Source organism: Symbiopectobacterium purcellii, from assembly GCF_052050035.1.
GTDB lineage: Bacteria > Pseudomonadota > Gammaproteobacteria > Enterobacterales > Enterobacteriaceae > Symbiopectobacterium > Symbiopectobacterium purcellii_A.
This window is the reverse complement of record NZ_CP189882.1, coordinates 2,182,814-2,197,313: the sequence shown is the minus strand read 5'-3', so window position 1 is coordinate 2,197,313 and position 14,500 is coordinate 2,182,814. Positions and strand designations below refer to the sequence as shown.

General features: G+C 45.2%; 10 protein-coding genes and 10 pseudogenes. 9 read left to right on the top strand and 11 right to left on the bottom strand.

Going from position 1 to position 14,500, the window contains the following annotated elements:
• Window positions 1–4: 4 nt before the first annotated feature.
• The 3 genes and pseudogenes from ACQGXV_RS15795 to ACQGXV_RS15785 all read left to right on the top strand — a co-directional run.
• Window positions 5–980 (top strand): annotated as a pseudogene (locus ACQGXV_RS15795) (NupC/NupG family nucleoside CNT transporter); the annotation flags it as partial.
• A gap of 204 nt (window positions 981–1,184) precedes the next feature.
• A pseudogene (locus tag ACQGXV_RS15790) lies at window positions 1,185–1,574 on the top strand (nucleoside transporter C-terminal domain-containing protein); the annotation flags it as partial.
• A 34-nt stretch (window positions 1,575–1,608) separates the two neighbouring features.
• Window positions 1,609–2,346, top strand: coding sequence for a 4'-phosphopantetheinyl transferase family protein (locus ACQGXV_RS15785; protein ID WP_440866878.1), 738 nt, complete (start codon window positions 1,609–1,611; stop codon window positions 2,344–2,346).
• Between the two features lie 27 nt (window positions 2,347–2,373).
• On the opposite strand, the gene ACQGXV_RS15780 is transcribed toward ACQGXV_RS15785, so the two are convergent.
• From ACQGXV_RS15780 to ACQGXV_RS15755, 6 genes and pseudogenes are all read right to left on the bottom strand, one after another.
• Window positions 2,374–5,205 (bottom strand): hypothetical protein, encoded by a 2,832-nt coding sequence (locus ACQGXV_RS15780; protein ID WP_440866877.1) that lies wholly within the window; start codon window positions 5,203–5,205, stop codon window positions 2,374–2,376.
• A gap of 15 nt (window positions 5,206–5,220) precedes the next feature.
• Window positions 5,221–5,717, bottom strand: a pseudogene (locus ACQGXV_RS15775) (IS5 family transposase); the annotation flags it as partial.
• A 17-nt stretch (window positions 5,718–5,734) separates the two neighbouring features.
• A pseudogene (locus ACQGXV_RS15770) lies at window positions 5,735–6,778 on the bottom strand (IS3 family transposase); the annotation flags it as partial.
• 201 nt (window positions 6,779–6,979) lie between these two features.
• Window positions 6,980–7,162, bottom strand: a complete 183-nt coding sequence (locus ACQGXV_RS15765) for a transposase (RefSeq protein WP_440866724.1) — start codon at window positions 7,160–7,162, stop codon at window positions 6,980–6,982.
• A gap of 88 nt (window positions 7,163–7,250) precedes the next feature.
• Window positions 7,251–7,574: pseudogene (locus ACQGXV_RS15760) on the bottom strand (transposase); the annotation flags it as partial.
• A 307-nt stretch (window positions 7,575–7,881) separates the two neighbouring features.
• Window positions 7,882–8,259, bottom strand: a complete 378-nt coding sequence (locus tag ACQGXV_RS15755; RefSeq protein WP_440867869.1) for a hypothetical protein — start codon at window positions 8,257–8,259, stop codon at window positions 7,882–7,884.
• Between ACQGXV_RS15755 and ACQGXV_RS15750 the strand changes: the two are divergent.
• Window positions 8,212–8,403: pseudogene (locus tag ACQGXV_RS15750) on the top strand (transposase); the annotation flags it as partial. The gene ACQGXV_RS15755 and the pseudogene ACQGXV_RS15750 sit on opposite strands and share 48 nt — an antisense overlap.
• 305 nt (window positions 8,404–8,708) lie before the next feature.
• Window positions 8,709–8,995, top strand: a pseudogene (locus tag ACQGXV_RS15745) (transposase); the annotation flags it as partial.
• A gap of 51 nt (window positions 8,996–9,046) precedes the next feature.
• Here ACQGXV_RS15745 and ACQGXV_RS15740 read toward each other — a convergent pair.
• Window positions 9,047–9,190: a hypothetical protein gene (locus ACQGXV_RS15740; protein ID WP_440866876.1), complete on the bottom strand. Its 144-nt coding sequence runs from the start codon at window positions 9,188–9,190 to the stop codon at window positions 9,047–9,049.
• Between the two features lie 29 nt (window positions 9,191–9,219).
• Here ACQGXV_RS15740 and ACQGXV_RS15735 point away from each other — a divergent pair.
• From ACQGXV_RS15735 to ACQGXV_RS15720, 4 genes and pseudogenes are all read left to right on the top strand, one after another.
• Window positions 9,220–9,351 (top strand): annotated as a pseudogene (locus ACQGXV_RS15735) (IS256 family transposase); the annotation flags it as partial.
• 86 nt (window positions 9,352–9,437) lie between these two features.
• Window positions 9,438–9,803, top strand: coding sequence for an IS630 transposase-related protein (locus tag ACQGXV_RS15730; RefSeq protein WP_440862584.1), 366 nt, complete (start codon window positions 9,438–9,440; stop codon window positions 9,801–9,803).
• On the top strand, window positions 9,727–10,284 hold the full coding sequence (locus ACQGXV_RS15725; protein WP_440867452.1) for an IS630 family transposase: 558 nt from the start codon (window positions 9,727–9,729) through the stop codon (window positions 10,282–10,284). Before ACQGXV_RS15730 ends, ACQGXV_RS15725 begins: the two co-directional genes overlap by 77 nt.
• 7 nt (window positions 10,285–10,291) lie before the next feature.
• Window positions 10,292–10,776 (top strand): annotated as a pseudogene (locus ACQGXV_RS15720) (IS3 family transposase); the annotation flags it as partial.
• Between the two features lie 9 nt (window positions 10,777–10,785).
• Here the strand turns inward: ACQGXV_RS15720 and ACQGXV_RS15715 are convergent.
• The 4 genes and pseudogenes from ACQGXV_RS15715 to ACQGXV_RS15700 all read right to left on the bottom strand — a co-directional run.
• Window positions 10,786–11,076 (bottom strand): annotated as a pseudogene (locus ACQGXV_RS15715) (transposase); the annotation flags it as partial.
• 7 nt (window positions 11,077–11,083) lie between these two features.
• Window positions 11,084–12,832: a hypothetical protein gene (locus ACQGXV_RS15710; protein ID WP_440866875.1), complete on the bottom strand. Its 1,749-nt coding sequence runs from the start codon at window positions 12,830–12,832 to the stop codon at window positions 11,084–11,086.
• Window positions 12,829–13,284 (bottom strand): type III secretion system chaperone, encoded by a 456-nt coding sequence (locus ACQGXV_RS15705; protein ID WP_440866874.1) that lies wholly within the window; start codon window positions 13,282–13,284, stop codon window positions 12,829–12,831. Before ACQGXV_RS15705 ends, ACQGXV_RS15710 begins: the two co-directional genes overlap by 4 nt.
• A gap of 500 nt (window positions 13,285–13,784) precedes the next feature.
• Entirely contained in the window at window positions 13,785–14,498 is a 714-nt protein-coding gene (locus tag ACQGXV_RS15700) for a DUF2884 domain-containing protein (protein WP_440866873.1), read from the bottom strand.
• Window positions 14,499–14,500: the final 2 nt, after the last annotated feature.

Here is a 14,500-nt window from a genome sequence, read left to right as displayed (position 1 = left end):
TCTTATGCAACTCATTATGAGTCTTATTGGCATGGCTGCGTTGGTGCTGGTCGCCGTTTTGCTTTCCAGCAACCGCAATGCTATTCGCCTGCGCACAGTGTTGGGTGCTTTCCTGCTCCAGATTGGTATTGGCGCATTGGTGCTTTATGTGCCCCTTGGCCGCAAGATATAGCCAAGCGACATTATTTTGATAACAGCCAGCTATGCTTCTTTGCCGCATATCAGGGCATAGGATGTAATCATTTTTAAGTCGGTTGGCTATACTGGCAGGGATGACTGAAGGGGTTGCCCTGATTATTGGTTACGGAAATGAAGGCGTATCGTTTATTTTTGGTGGCCTGGCTTCCGATAAGATGTATGAGCTGTTTGGTGGCGGTGGCTTTGTCTTTGCACTGCGGGTGTTGCCGATCATTGTCTTTTTCTCCTCGTTGATTGCCGTGTTGTATTACATCGGTGTGATGCAATGGGTTATTCGCCTGCTAGGCGGAGCGCTGCAAAAGCTGCTAAAAACGTCGCGTACCGAATCGCTCTCGGCGACGGCAAATATCTTTGTCGGGCAGACGGAAGCACCGCTGGTGGTGCGTCCGTACATTGCTACTATGACGCGTTCAGAGCTGTTTGCCGTGATGTGCGGCGGACTGGCATACATTGCCGGGGCGGTGATGGCGGGTTATGCGCAGATGGGCGTGCCGTTGGAGTATCTAATTGCCGCCTCCTTTATGGCCGCGACGGGGGGCTTGCTGTTTGCCAAGCTGATTGTGCCGGAAACAGAAAAAACACACGATCATGAGACTCACTCCGGTTTTGTCAGCGCCGATGATCAACCGGCCAACGTGATAGACGCGGCGGCCAGTGGTGCGGCTTCTGGGTTGCAACTGGCACTCAATGTCGGTGCAATGTTGCTGGCGTTTGTGGCGCTGATTGCCTTGCTCAATGGCATCCTGGGGGGCATTGACGGATGGTTTGATTATCCACAGCTAGGCTTTGTTGAATAATTTAACCGTTTGATTTACATCTTCTTTAGTTAGAATGCATTTACAGAGAATGTATTTTGTTAGAACGACAAATCAAATAGTTAGCACAATAAAAAGCATTCCGAGAGGAAAAATTAGTCGTTGAAATTTTATAATGCTTATATAAATCAGTATCTTAAATTATTCAACAAAGCCCCACAGCTATCGATGGAACTGATTTTAGGGTGGTTGTTCGCGCCGGTGGCTTTCCTTATCGGGATTCCGTGGCAGGAGTCGACGGTGACGGGGTCCTTTATCGGCCAAAAACTGATTCTCAATGAGTTTGTTGCCTACCTGAATTTTAGTCAGCATCTCAAAGCGGATGATGCCGTGGCAGCCTTGGGATTACAGGTGCTCTCGGATCAATCGAAAGCCATTATTTCGTTTGCCTTGTGCGGCTTTGCCAATCTGTCATCGATTGCGATTTTGATTGGCGGGCTCGGCAGCATGGCTCCAAACCGTCGGCAGGATATCGCGCGTTTTGGGCTGAAAGCGGTTGCGGCAGGAACGCTTTCAAACCTGATGAGTGCGACTATTGCTGGTTTCTTTCTGGTGCTTTAAGGCCTGACCCGCAGCAGGGGGAGAGTGTACGTTAATGACCATCTCGGCGTTTATCGGCAATATTGAATGGATGACGCTGCCTTTGCCCAATGGCGAGGCTGTGTATCCTGGATTCTGCGCCTATTGTCGTTTCAACCCAGAGGCTTACCACGATACGCTTTATCATCGTATTGATGTGCCCTTGTCTGCGGAGTTGGCGCGTTCGGTGCCCAAGCGTCGCGCTGAATTTCTGGCGGGGCGTTATCTGGCGCGCCATGTGCTGGAAAAACTCGGTATCAACCAGTTTACCTTGCTGAGCGGCCAGGATAGCTCGCCGGTGTGGCCTGAAAATCTCTGTGGCTCTTTGAGCCACAATAAAGACAGCGTGCTGTGCGCGATTCACCGTCGCAGCGACGTATTCAGCGGCGTGGGTGTAGATGTGGAAACGCTGATGAGTGACGATCGGGCGGCTTCACTCTGGCCTGGTATCGTGGGCGACGAGGAGTGCCAATGGTTGAAAGGCGTGGATATGCCGTTTTGCCAGGCGCTGACGTTGAGCTTTTCTGCCAAGGAGAGTTTGTTTAAAGCCATCTATCCTTCGGTTCAGCATTATTTCGATTTTTTGGATGCGCAAATCACCGTGCTCAACCAGGCTCAACCGATTTTCGAACTGCAATTGCAAACTACGCTAACGCCTGAATTTCCCACGGGCCGGCGCTTCAAGGGGGTATACCGGATGATGGCTGATAAAGTCACCACCTTCCTCTGTCTTGAGCCCTCGAAGGCTGTCTGACGAGAACGGCGATTTGTAGGTGTGCATTCAAAAGAAACGGTAGTTGCCGGTTATTTTCGTGGGGATTGGCGTATCGGCATATTCAAGTGTCAGTTGTCCCAGATGCTTTTTTAACGCCATCACGTTGGTTTGCCGGAAATTCAGCAGCACATTGGTCAGTGATGATTTGGTCTGTACCATCTCGCCAACACTGTAGAGATCGACGGTGTTCAATTGATATGTCACCTTGCGTTTAAATTTTGCAATCTGATGATGTAATTCTTTCAGCGTTTTTCTCTCTTGATGCCTGTTCAGCGCATTCGGGGTGTTTTCTAGCGCGTCTAACGCGTGTTTAAATTCCAGTAGCCTTTTTTTGTCATTAATCTTGATGTCGTATTTTGCAACAAGACTGTGGCTCAGTTTTTTATTTAAATTATTTCTGTTTTTACTGGATGCCCGGTCGGCGAGTGCGCGCAACGTATCAGCAAACGGCTGTGAACGCGCTTCCTTGCCAAAAACATGTTTGAATGTTGTCGGTTGTGATGAGGTTGATCGAAATCTTGCCAGTAAGCTGCTTTGCGATAAATTAACCGGATTAAGCAACCTACGCGTCACTTTTACATTTTCAATTTTATGCATGGGGCGGATGATTTCCCCGGTTTCTTTTATGGCTGCCAACATGCTGTAAATTTTTTTAATCTGCTTATGGTGACGTCGTTTTGGCATCGACAACTTTGGGTCCGCAGTCCTGACCTGGGTATAGCCATGTTTAAAAACGCTCTTTGTGTTTATTTTAGTGCTCATCCCGCTTTCAATAAGCGCAAGCCCATAACAGAGTGGCCCATTATCGTTGATAGTGTGAGGAACAATAATGTATTTTTCTCCAGCAAAAAAATTGCCAGAGCCGGAAAGTAGCTTCAATGTGCTTTTTTTGTCGACCGTTGGTTCCCGTGCGGTATCTGAATATCGGGTTTCTTTCCTCTTGTTGTAGGTGAATGCCGAGGCATTTACCCCAGTACCACAGGCTAGTCGCGGCAAGTTAAGGTGTAAGTTTTCTGTGGGGGCTACACTCACCATTGCTCGTAATTCATTGATTTTAAAATCTAAAGAAAGTGCCGTATTATATTCGCTGGTCTGCTTCTTATTGAGGAGTATCGCGTTTTTTTCAAAAAAACTATTTTGGTCATTCATCCTGAATGATTGATCGAAAAGTGATTCAAATTGAGAGGGGGTTAGTTCAAATGAGAAATCTACTTCTTTGGTCTTGTGCAACGTAAAGAGTGCATTGGCCTCAAAGGGCATAATGGAAAAAAATTTCACCCCACCTTGGCTCAGTAATGTTGATTCAAAGCCCTGGCCGGTTCCTAGCAGTAAGGTCTTGGCGATCTTTTTCTTACGAGTAAACACCAGCTTTATATTACCCGTCATTGACTTGGTTAAAATCAGACGATGCGTTTTTGTTATTGAGAGGATGGAACCGGCAAACCAGCCGGGATGAAAAGGTATGCCACTTTGTAATATGCTGAAGAAAAGTGAAAATTCATTTTCTTTGCTTAAGGTAAGCGCATCACTTGTTTCCAGGCTTAGTAATAGCGATAATATTTTTTTGGCGAATGTATCATCTCCAGGCATAAACTCAGGAAGATCGTTGATCAACGGAGAAAGGTCACTCTTAAGATCTTTGATGTACGTATTCACTAATGATATATCTGATTGCTTCTTTTTCTCTGTTTTTTTGAGTAAAGCCTTGGCTACCGATATGGCAACATTGATGCCCGGATCTGCACATTTTATGCCTTCAAGGAACTTTTCTGTCTTGCTTCTTTTCGCGTTGTTTTTCTTAAGGGCTAAACGAATAGCATCCGTTATTGGAGAAATTACGGGGATAGGTAGGGAACTAAAGTTTCCCCACCGGGTGGATGAGAAGGGTTGACCACAATAGTACTTTTCATGCGTATCACCACCTAACAATGTGTAGAGTCCTTGAGGGGGTTTATGGCTTGCTTTTTCTGTTTTGAGTAACGGGTTGGATATGTTTTTAGGATCAATGTAGAAAATCCTTACCTTATCGAGTTTAATGGCCTCTATTTGTAACATGTTTCTACAGCGCTTCACGGAAGCAATACGATATTTTGTGTTAGATAGTACTTTTATTTTATATTCCATGAGGCTGTAATCATATTTTTTGTTTCCTACCGAGTAGGCACTGAGGTATAAACTGTTATTCTTAAAATAAAAATGAGTGGTGTTTCCATCATAGTCTTTAAATGAAAGATCTGTTGATAATGGCATATACTGCTTCTTATAAGTCACGTTGATGGACTTTATCGTTTCTTTCTCCGTGTCGATACTGGTATTGGTGTTAAATCGAATGGAGTAATAATTGTCTTTATTTTTTTGTTTTGCAGTCAGTTCACCCGCCGCATCGAGATATAATGATTCAAACGCGATGCTGGCGCTGTTTTTACTGATAGTGTAATGAGTGTAATCATTTTTTTTGCTATTTTTTCTATATAAACCAGAGAGTAAATTATGGCACTGACCTTTTATTAATATAAGATCGCCATCCGGATTCAACGTTACTCCCATGTCGCTAAGCAAAGGCATGCTACAGCTGCCTAAAAACACATAATCCTTAGTGTTAGTTTTATCAATGGTGCTCGGTACTAATGTAACGTCTTCATTAATGTTATCTGGTGCGTTGTGATAAGTACAATAATGTTTTTTCTGCGTGGTGATGGTGTGCACTGAATGATGAATAAAAGAGATATTTTTGAGTAACGCATTAGAACGTGCTGGTGATAATTCAGGTGCTTTCATCATTGGTTCCGATGCGACCGCTCGCGGTACATTCTGTGATGAACGTTGTAATGTTGTCATAATCAACCTAAGAACCTATCCCAATAGGATTTTATTCCAGACAATGATGCCGCAGGTAAAATGCAGCATCGCCTCATAATTTTCGACTTTCTTCTCCCAGCGAGTCAGAACCCGACGAAAGCGATTCATCCAGCTGTGAGTTCTCTCCACTACCCAGCGGTGAGCTTTAAAATCCGTGTTTTTGATGGCTTCCGACTCCTCTTTCCTTGACTGGATATGAGGTTCGTAACGACGACTTTTCAGACAGGCCTCCAGCCATCCGGCTTCATAGCCTTTGTCCAGACAGAGGCGGAGCTTTCTGCCGGGTCTGCCCGTCTGAAGGGCGTCGAGAGTATCAGCAACCAGCTTTATGTCGTGGGTATTTGCCCCTGAGACAACCAGAGAGAGGGGAAGCCCGTTCGCATCGGTCATCAGGCTACGCTTTACACCCTGTTTCCCCCGGTCTGTGGGATTCCGTCCTGTTTTTTTGAGCCTGCCAGCGGTGACTTCGTCATACAACTGATCTGGCCCAGACTTGGTGGACACGCCCTTAAGAGAGGACTTGTCGTTCAAATACCATCGGGCTGACATAGCCCAGCGTGCTATGCCGCCGTTTCTGATTGTAATCCACCTCAATGTAGTTAAACACCTCAGATTTCATGGTTTCCCGGTCAGGAAAGTGTTCGCCGTGGATCAGCTCCACCTTCAAACTGTGAAAAAAACTTTCAGCACACGCGTTATCATAATAGTTGCCTTTTCCACTCATGCTACATGTTAATTTACTGATTTTAATTAACTTCTGATAATCATCAGAACAGTACTGACTGCCACGATCCGAGTGGACGATGACGCCCTCTGGGGAACCCCGTCGGCTCAGGGCCATCTGCAGGGCATCGCAGACCAGGCCCGACTTCATCCTTACCGACATTGACCATCCCACAACGGCTCGTGAAAATAAATCAATTATTACAGCCAGATAAACCCAACCCGCTTCCGTCCATAAGTATAGCCAAGCGACATTATTTTGATAACAGCCAGCTATGCTTCTTTGCCGCATATCAGGGCATAGGATGTAATCATTTTTAAGTCGGTTGGCTATAAGTGATGTCACCGACCCATTTCTGGTTCGGGGCTGATGCTGTGAAATCCTGCTGTAGCAGATTCGGCGCCACCGGACGATTATGCTTCGAATCTGTTGTCACCCTGAATTTTTTTGCCGCTTTCGCCTTCAGCCCCTGCCGGCGCAGGCTGGCAGCGATGGTTTTGCGATTGTAATGATAACCGGCATCCTGCAGGTCCAGGCGCAGCCTGCGGGCAACGTTGCGTCCTTTCTGTTCCGTAAAGGCGCTGGCTACCCGGGTATCGCAAAGCTCCCGTCGCTGCTGTGAAACCGTTTTCTGCCCACATCGTCGGCTCCAGGCATAAAATCCGCTGCGGCTGACGACCAGAACACGCGCCATAGACTTAACCCGAAACTCAGCCTGATATTGTTGCATAAAGACGTACCTCACTTCAGGCGTCTGGCGAAGTAAGTCGCGGCCTTTTGGAGGATGGCTAACTCCTCAGCCTGATCAGCCAGTTGACGTTTAAGCCTGACAATTCCAACAGATTGCTGCTGGCTTTGTTGAATAATTTAAGATACTGATTTATATAAGCATTATAAAATTTCAACGACTAATTTTTCCTCTCGGAATGCTTTTTATTGTGCTAACTATTTGATTTGTCGTTCTAACAAAATACATTCTCTGTAAATGCATTCTAACTAAAGAAGATGTAAATCAAACGGTTAAATTATTCAACAAAGCCATTGCTGCTGTTCACGTTCGGAGCAGGATAGCGCCATTTGCTGTTTTTTACGCCAGGCATAAAGCTGCGATTCGTGAAGATTCAACTCACTGGCTGCTTTGGCTACGCCAATCCGCTGAGCAAGTAGCAGAGCATTCTCCCGAAACTCGTCCGGATAGCGATTGTTGCTCATTTTACGACCGTTCGATTGAGTCATTTTCCACCTCTGTCAGCAATTTTACTCACTTAACAGCGTGTCCACGATCTCTGGGCCGGATCAAACCATCTATCGACAGCCATGACCAGTCGATAGCATCCAGCTGCTCGCAGGCCAGCAACCCGTTCTGCCAGAACCGTTCAAAAACTCCTGCATCCCGCCACTCCTGGAAGCGGCGGTGAGCGGAGCTTGACGAGCATATCCCGGTGGCATTCAGGGCATTCCACTGGCAACCCGTTCTGAGCACAAAGAGAATGGCGTTCATTGCGGCACGATTATCAACCCGCCTGCGATGCGTACCCAGCGGATGGTGGGTTTTGTGTTCCGGGAGCAACGGAACCATTTTCCCCCAGAGTTCATCGCTGATCTGCCACTTATTGCTTGCCATACTTCCCTCAGAAATTGCCATTACTTATTAACTGACAATTCCTTTTGGGATAGGTTCTAAGGGTTACGGAATTTTATCCCAAGCGTCGATTAATGTAATGCATTACGAGGGTATTTAATTTAAAAAAAACCACGCATTTAAATGGTAACAAAAATTTATTATAAATTAAATGTAAAGTCAATATTTCCTTCTTATTGCTGTCACAATCAATGGTTTTTTTTTCAGCGAGGGTGACGTCTTTCAAAAATAGTTTGTACCACGATAGTCAGTCACATTCACGGCAGCTTTAATCCAAAAAATGTAGATTCTAAACTATTCTTGAAGGATGATTTGTGTTTCCCTTATTATGTTCAAATGATATATCGCCAAGACGTTTTGTTAAAGAAATGGATTTTTTGTCATTAAAATAAAATATGAGATTAGGGATTGTTGACGAAAACTCAGAAAAATAGCCAGTGCTCATAAAATCAATTTTATTCAATAGATATGTTGCATTTTCTTTGAATGATGTGACTTTATCATGAAGATTGTCTACCAATAGCTGTAGTTCCCCACTATTTAGTTGTGATGCAATCTTTGAGAGTGTAAAAAGATCTGTGTAAATGGCATTTTGAGGAAAACCTTCAGAGGACAAAAAATGCCTATCAGCAACGAACTTATTGACCAACTGCTTCAGGATTGCCACTCTCCTCAGGAGCTTCTGGGTGAATGAGGCCTACTCAAGGAGCTGACTAAAAGACTGGCGGAACGGGTTCTTCAAGCTGAGATGGAGATACACCTTGGGTATGCTAAGCATGACCCGGCTGGTAATAATTCAGGCAACTCCCGGCTTTGTTGAATAATTTAAGATACTGATTTATATAAGCATTATAAAATTTCAACGACTAATTTTTCCTCTCGGAATGCTTTTTATTGTGCTAACTATTTGATTTGTCGTTCTAACAAAATACATTCTCTGTAAATGCATTCTAACTAAAGAAGATGTAAATCAAACGGTTAAATTATTCAACAAAGCCGCAACTCCCGCAATGGCAAGACATCCAAGAGCGTACGTAGCCAAAATGGGGCGCTCGAGGAGAGTGTAAAAAGATCTGTGTAAATGGCATTTTGAGGAAAACCTTCAGAGGACAAAAAATGCCTATCAGCAACGAACTTATTGACCAACTGCTTCAGGATTGCCACTCCCCCTCAGGAGCTTCTGGGTGCAATCAGGCCTACTCAAGGAGCTGACTAAAAGACTGGCGGAACGGGTTCTTCAAGCTGAGATGGAGATACACCTTGGGTATGCTAAGCATGACCCGGCTGGTAATAATTCAGGCAACTCCCGCAATGGCAAGACATCCAAGAGCGTACGTAGCCAAAATGGGGCGCTCGAGCTCGATATTCCGCGCGACCGCAACAGTACCTTCGAGCCGACATTAAGCGTGTTGCTTAATAGTGAAATAAGGGTGTTTCGGTGATTGAAGTAAATTTTACGCTGTTCTGAGATGGAAATTCCAAAGACCGGCGCTAATGAGTAAGAAGGTATCATCAATAAAGGGTCTACGATTCCGTAAAATTTGGGTCATGCAACCGAGGCGCTTGAGAGACTGTAAAATAATCTGTGTAAATGGCATTTTGAGGAAAACCTTCAAAGGATAACAAAATGCCTATCAGCAACGAACTTATTGACCAACTGCTTCAAGATTGTCACTCCCCTCAGGATCTGCTGGGTGAATCAGGCCTACTCAAGGTGCTGACTAAAAGACTGGCGGAACGGGTTCTTGAAGCTGAGATGGGCTTTGTTGAATAAATCGAACTTTCAGGGGATCGCCGGATCAAAGCACTATAGCTAAACGACTTAATTTTGATTACATTATTTAAATGAGCTATTCAATTGATTTTAGACGTAAAGTGATATCTACACGGAAAAACGAAGGGTTGAGTATCCGAGAAACAGCGAAGCAATTTCGGATTGGCCCTGCCTCTGTATCGCGTTGGATTAATCAAATAGAGTCAAAAGCATCGACCACGCGTCAGCGGAAGATCGATAAATCCGAGTTGATAAAAGATGTTGAACAATATCCAGATGCTTACCAAAAAGAACGTGCAGAGCGTTTTGGCGTTTGTCAGAAGGCCATTTGGCAAGCGCTTAAAAAGCTGGGATTGACCTATAAAAAAAACTCTACGTCATCCGAAAGCCGACGAAAACGCCCGGCAGGGATTTCAACAAAAAAAACAACAGTATGAAAAAGAAGGTAAACCTATTGTTTTTATTGATGAAAGTGGTTTTTCACACGATGCCCCACGGACTCACGGCTATTCCCCAAAAGGTCAACGGTGTTTTGGCCTGAAGAACTGGGGAGCTAGGGGAAGAACAAATGTTATCGGCGCTTTATTAGGCACAACGCTGTTTGCTATCGGATTATTTGATATCAATATTAACAGCGATGTTTTCTATGCCTGGGTCACACAAGTCCTTATCCCAGTACTCCCTAAAAACAGTGTAATCATGATGGACAATGCCACTTTTCACAAAAAACATAATATTCAACAAGTCATCATCGATGCAGGGTATATGGTGGAGTATTTGCCTACATATTCGCCAGATCTTAACCCAATTGAGCATAAATGGGCACAAGCAAAAAGCAAAAAGCAAAAAGCAAAAAAAGAGAGATGGGTTGCGATACAGAGAGTTTGTTCTCAGTCCATATGGTGTAATCAAAATTAAGTCGCTTGGCTATATTTGGACAGGCGCCCGATGGGCGTATCTGGCGGTGGTATTAGATTTATTTGCCCGAAAACCCGTGGGTTGGGCAATGTCGTTTTCGCCAGATTCAGAATTAACAGCCAAAGCACTACAAATGGCTTGGGAACTGCGTGGGCATCCCAAACAAGTCATGTTTCATAGTGACCAAGGAAGCCATTACACCAGTCGTCAGTATAGGCAGGCATTGTGGCGTTATCAGATGACCCAAAGTATGAGTCGCAGGGAAATTGTTGGGATAATAGTCCGATGGAGCGATTCTTCCGTAGTCTGAAGACTGAATGGGTGCCAACGACTGGCTACCAAAGCTTTAGTACTGCTCAATCATCCATTATTCGCTACATAACTCATTATTATAGCGATGTCAGACCTCACTGGTATAACGGTGGGTTAACACCAAATGAATCAGAACGGCTGTTCCATCAACAGTCAGGTAGGGTGGCCAAATTTAGTTGACCACTACACATCCAGCTGCTCGCAGGCCAGCAACCCGTTCTGCCAGAACCGTTCAAAAACTCCTGCATCCCGCCACTCCTGGAAGCGGCGGTGAGCGGAGCTTGACGAGCATATCCCGGTGGCATTCAGGGCATTCCACTGGCAACCCGTTCTGAGCACAAAGAGAATGGCGTTCATTGCGGCACGATTATCAACCCGCCTGCGATGCGTACCCAGCGGATGGTGGGTTTTGTGTTCCGCGAGCAACGGAACCATTTTCCCCCAGAGTTCATCGCTGATCTGCCACTTATTGATTGCCATACTTCCCTCAGAAATTGCCATTACTTATTAACTGACAATTCCTTTTGGGATAGGTTCTAAAGGTTAATTTTTCAGCCAAATCGATATTGATGTCTGAAATGGTCACGCTCTTGTTTTTCAAGCCTTGCTCATTGAACGTCAGATGACTGTTAACCGTGGTGGAAACCGTGCTGGAACCACTCGATAAGAGCTGCATGGCATCCCGCGACGAGCCCAGTTGCTCCACCGGCCAAACTATCTGGGTTGCAATATCAACACCGTTGCTCTTGCTCACGGTAACCTTTGTTTCAGGCGGCCCCAGTTTCATCCATCGATTATCGGTAAAAATCACATCGCCAGACTGGTGATTAAGCTGATTAAGTACCTTGTTACCTACGTTATTCAGAACATTTTTGGGCGCAATATGGTGCGTCAACGCCAACAGGCTCATAGGATGGTGATTGACCATGTCAGAAAGTTGTCCGACTTGACGCTTTTGCCCTTCAGACAGATCCTCAGGTAACGCGAACATGTCTTTGATAATGGAAAACAGATTGCCCCCTACATCAACCGCTCTTTGACCATAGCTTTTATGGCTATTATCGACATGGAGAGCCATTCCCTGCCGCAATTCATTGATAAACGAACCGCCGGCGAAATAATCCCCCGCTTCCTCAGGGAGTTTCACTGGCAAAGAAAAACCGTTTTTCATAAAATTCGTCAGTTCGGGGGAAACCGCATATTTACCATGATGTTCGAAGGAAACGGAGTCAATCTCATTAAGCCAGTTGTGACCTATGGCGATGGTAGACAACGGCATCTTTTCTAATAATGGTTTTAGTTGCTCATATTTATTTTGGAATTCACTGCGAAGCTCTTTAGGCAGTTCAGCAATCATCTTGAACATCTCATCAACTTGTTCAGGCTGTTGTGTTCTATGAGCAAGAATGGCAAGTTCAACCAGATCGGAGACGGTTTTTTTGTCTCCATTGGCAGCCCCCGTTGGTAAACATGTGCTGAATTCATTAAATACTTCTTTTATTTTGGCCGGCAATTGCCAAACATTCCGCATCACTTCTGATTGCAAACACAGGGATGAAACATGGTTATAGGTTTTTGCGGTTACAGATGAAATCACTGAGCACAGTGACATTTCTGGGACAACGTCTTTGCTTTGCGTATAATGCCACTGCAACTCTTTTGCCGCAATACGGTGCAATGCCGTATTACTTTGATATTCTGCTTTATCCAAAATTGTACGTTTCAATACCGACATAAATGTCGCGGCAATCATCTTTCCACCATGAACACCGGTGAGGGCATTTTCTATTGCCAGTTTCATCACCTGTGAGCCTGATTCCTGCTTTGACCAGGCGCACAAAATGCGCTCCAGCGCATAGTCTTGTAACATATCAGGCAGAAAATGCCCGGCAATTTTACTCGCCAGGAAGGTGGAACACGAATTATTGCCATTGTATTCCATCAGCAAAGAGACCAAGGGACCGGCCCCCTCTTTTACCTGCGCCATCGTATTATCAAACAATACGCTTCTGCCAAGGCTGACAATTTCAGCGCTTCGCTCACCCAGCAATTTTTGTTCACACGCGTATTGCTGTGCAAGGTTAACCGTACCGGACAGGATATTCTTCGCCAATGTATCGCGGGTAACCGAGCCAAAAGTGATACGTTTAATCAGCGTATTAACGACTTTGCTGCTGTCCATCGCTTTATAGGTTAGCGTACGGGCAGCCAGTTTCACGCCATCGGAAATATTCATCGTGTACGTTGATACCTGTTTCTGCTGATAGGTGTTTGCGCAATTGAAGGCCGTGAAGCACGATTGACAATCTTAGGCAAATGCTCTTGCCAGTAGTGAACTTGTGTAATGAGTGTATCGATACGTTTTATCGCAGCCTCGGCATCCATATTGTCCAACGTGAGCAGATGAAACAGAATGACCTGATTACCGCTGGCATCAAAACCAAACCAGCAACGCTCGGTTGCGACACCGAATAAATGGATTTGTAACAGCGATGCGAAAAAATCATCGGAGAGAATATCTGCTGTACGCATGACGGGTGAAAAAAGATAGGCCTCGCCATTATGATACTCAATATTCAATTCGACATTATTCTCAAAGCGAATAGCACAGCCTCCGCTATCAACAGCTTTATTAATATCTACATGCATATCGGCAGAAATTTCCTGCAACAGTTCGGTGAATGTCATGTTAAGTCCTTTGTTAAATAATATATATCCATCACGCTTCGTATTGCATAGGCAAAAGTGAGAAGTTGTAAAGGCTTTGTTGAATAATTTAACCGTTTGATTTACATCTTCTTTAGTTAGAATGCATTTACAGAGAATGTATTTTGTTAGAACGACAAATCAAATAGTTAGCACAATAAAAAGCATTCCGAGAGGAAAAATTAGTCGTTGAAATTTTATAATGCTTATATAAATCAGTATCTTAAATTATTCAACAAAGCCAGTTGTAAACGCAAATGTCCGTTGAAGATCTTCCGCTTACGACTTCACATGTATTATTCTTTATTTTTACAACGGCATGAAAGAAATAGAACCGAGTAGAAGCATGATATATGTATAACCATAACTAGCTTTCACAAATCGGCTATATGACTTGCCAAGCGCCGGGGATGAAGTGGGGGCATAAAAAAAGCCACTCTGGCGAAATGCGTGTTTTCATCAGAGTGGCGCTGTAGTTACGATTACGGCAGGGATTTAAGCAACTGCTTAAGCTGGTTTTCCAGTGCAATAACCCGCTGGCATACATCCTTGCCAAAACGCTGGAACGTGAGTTCCTGGCTGTTCCACTCGGTTTGAATCGCTTGTTGCAGGTTACCAAGGTTACCCATCATTGCCTGCAACGGATTTCCTCCTCTGGAAAGCTGCTTTACGCCCATCTCGTTCAGGCTGTCTTGCAACACGCCGCCAAGGGCCTGCTGCACCAGTTGGCGGCCATCCTGCTCCACCTGTTTGACCGCCTGGTGATGAAACGCAATGCCATCGCTACGCGGCTCGAGAATGCGCGCAATCTGCTGCTTGAGCTGGGTATCCAGCGTGGTCAGCCGGGTACGCACATTGCTGTCACTTCCCAGTTCCTTAGCAATGACACCGTCCAGCGCTATACGCGCTTTTTCCAGATGCACCTGTGCACCCTGCTCAATCCACGGCAGTTGCTGACGCAAATCCGCTTGATACGCTTTCGCCTGCTGACGCTGTGGCGCAGTAAGCGTTAACACCGTCTGGTTGCGCGTGACATCGCCCTGCGGCGAAATCACCAGATTGCCACTTGCGCCAACCACCTGCACCTGTTGCGGTGTAATGAAGATGTCATCCTGCGGATTCACTTCACATTGATACGCCGCCTGTGCCTGCCAGGACAACAACACCAGCAGAGAGAGCATTACCGATCGCAACATGT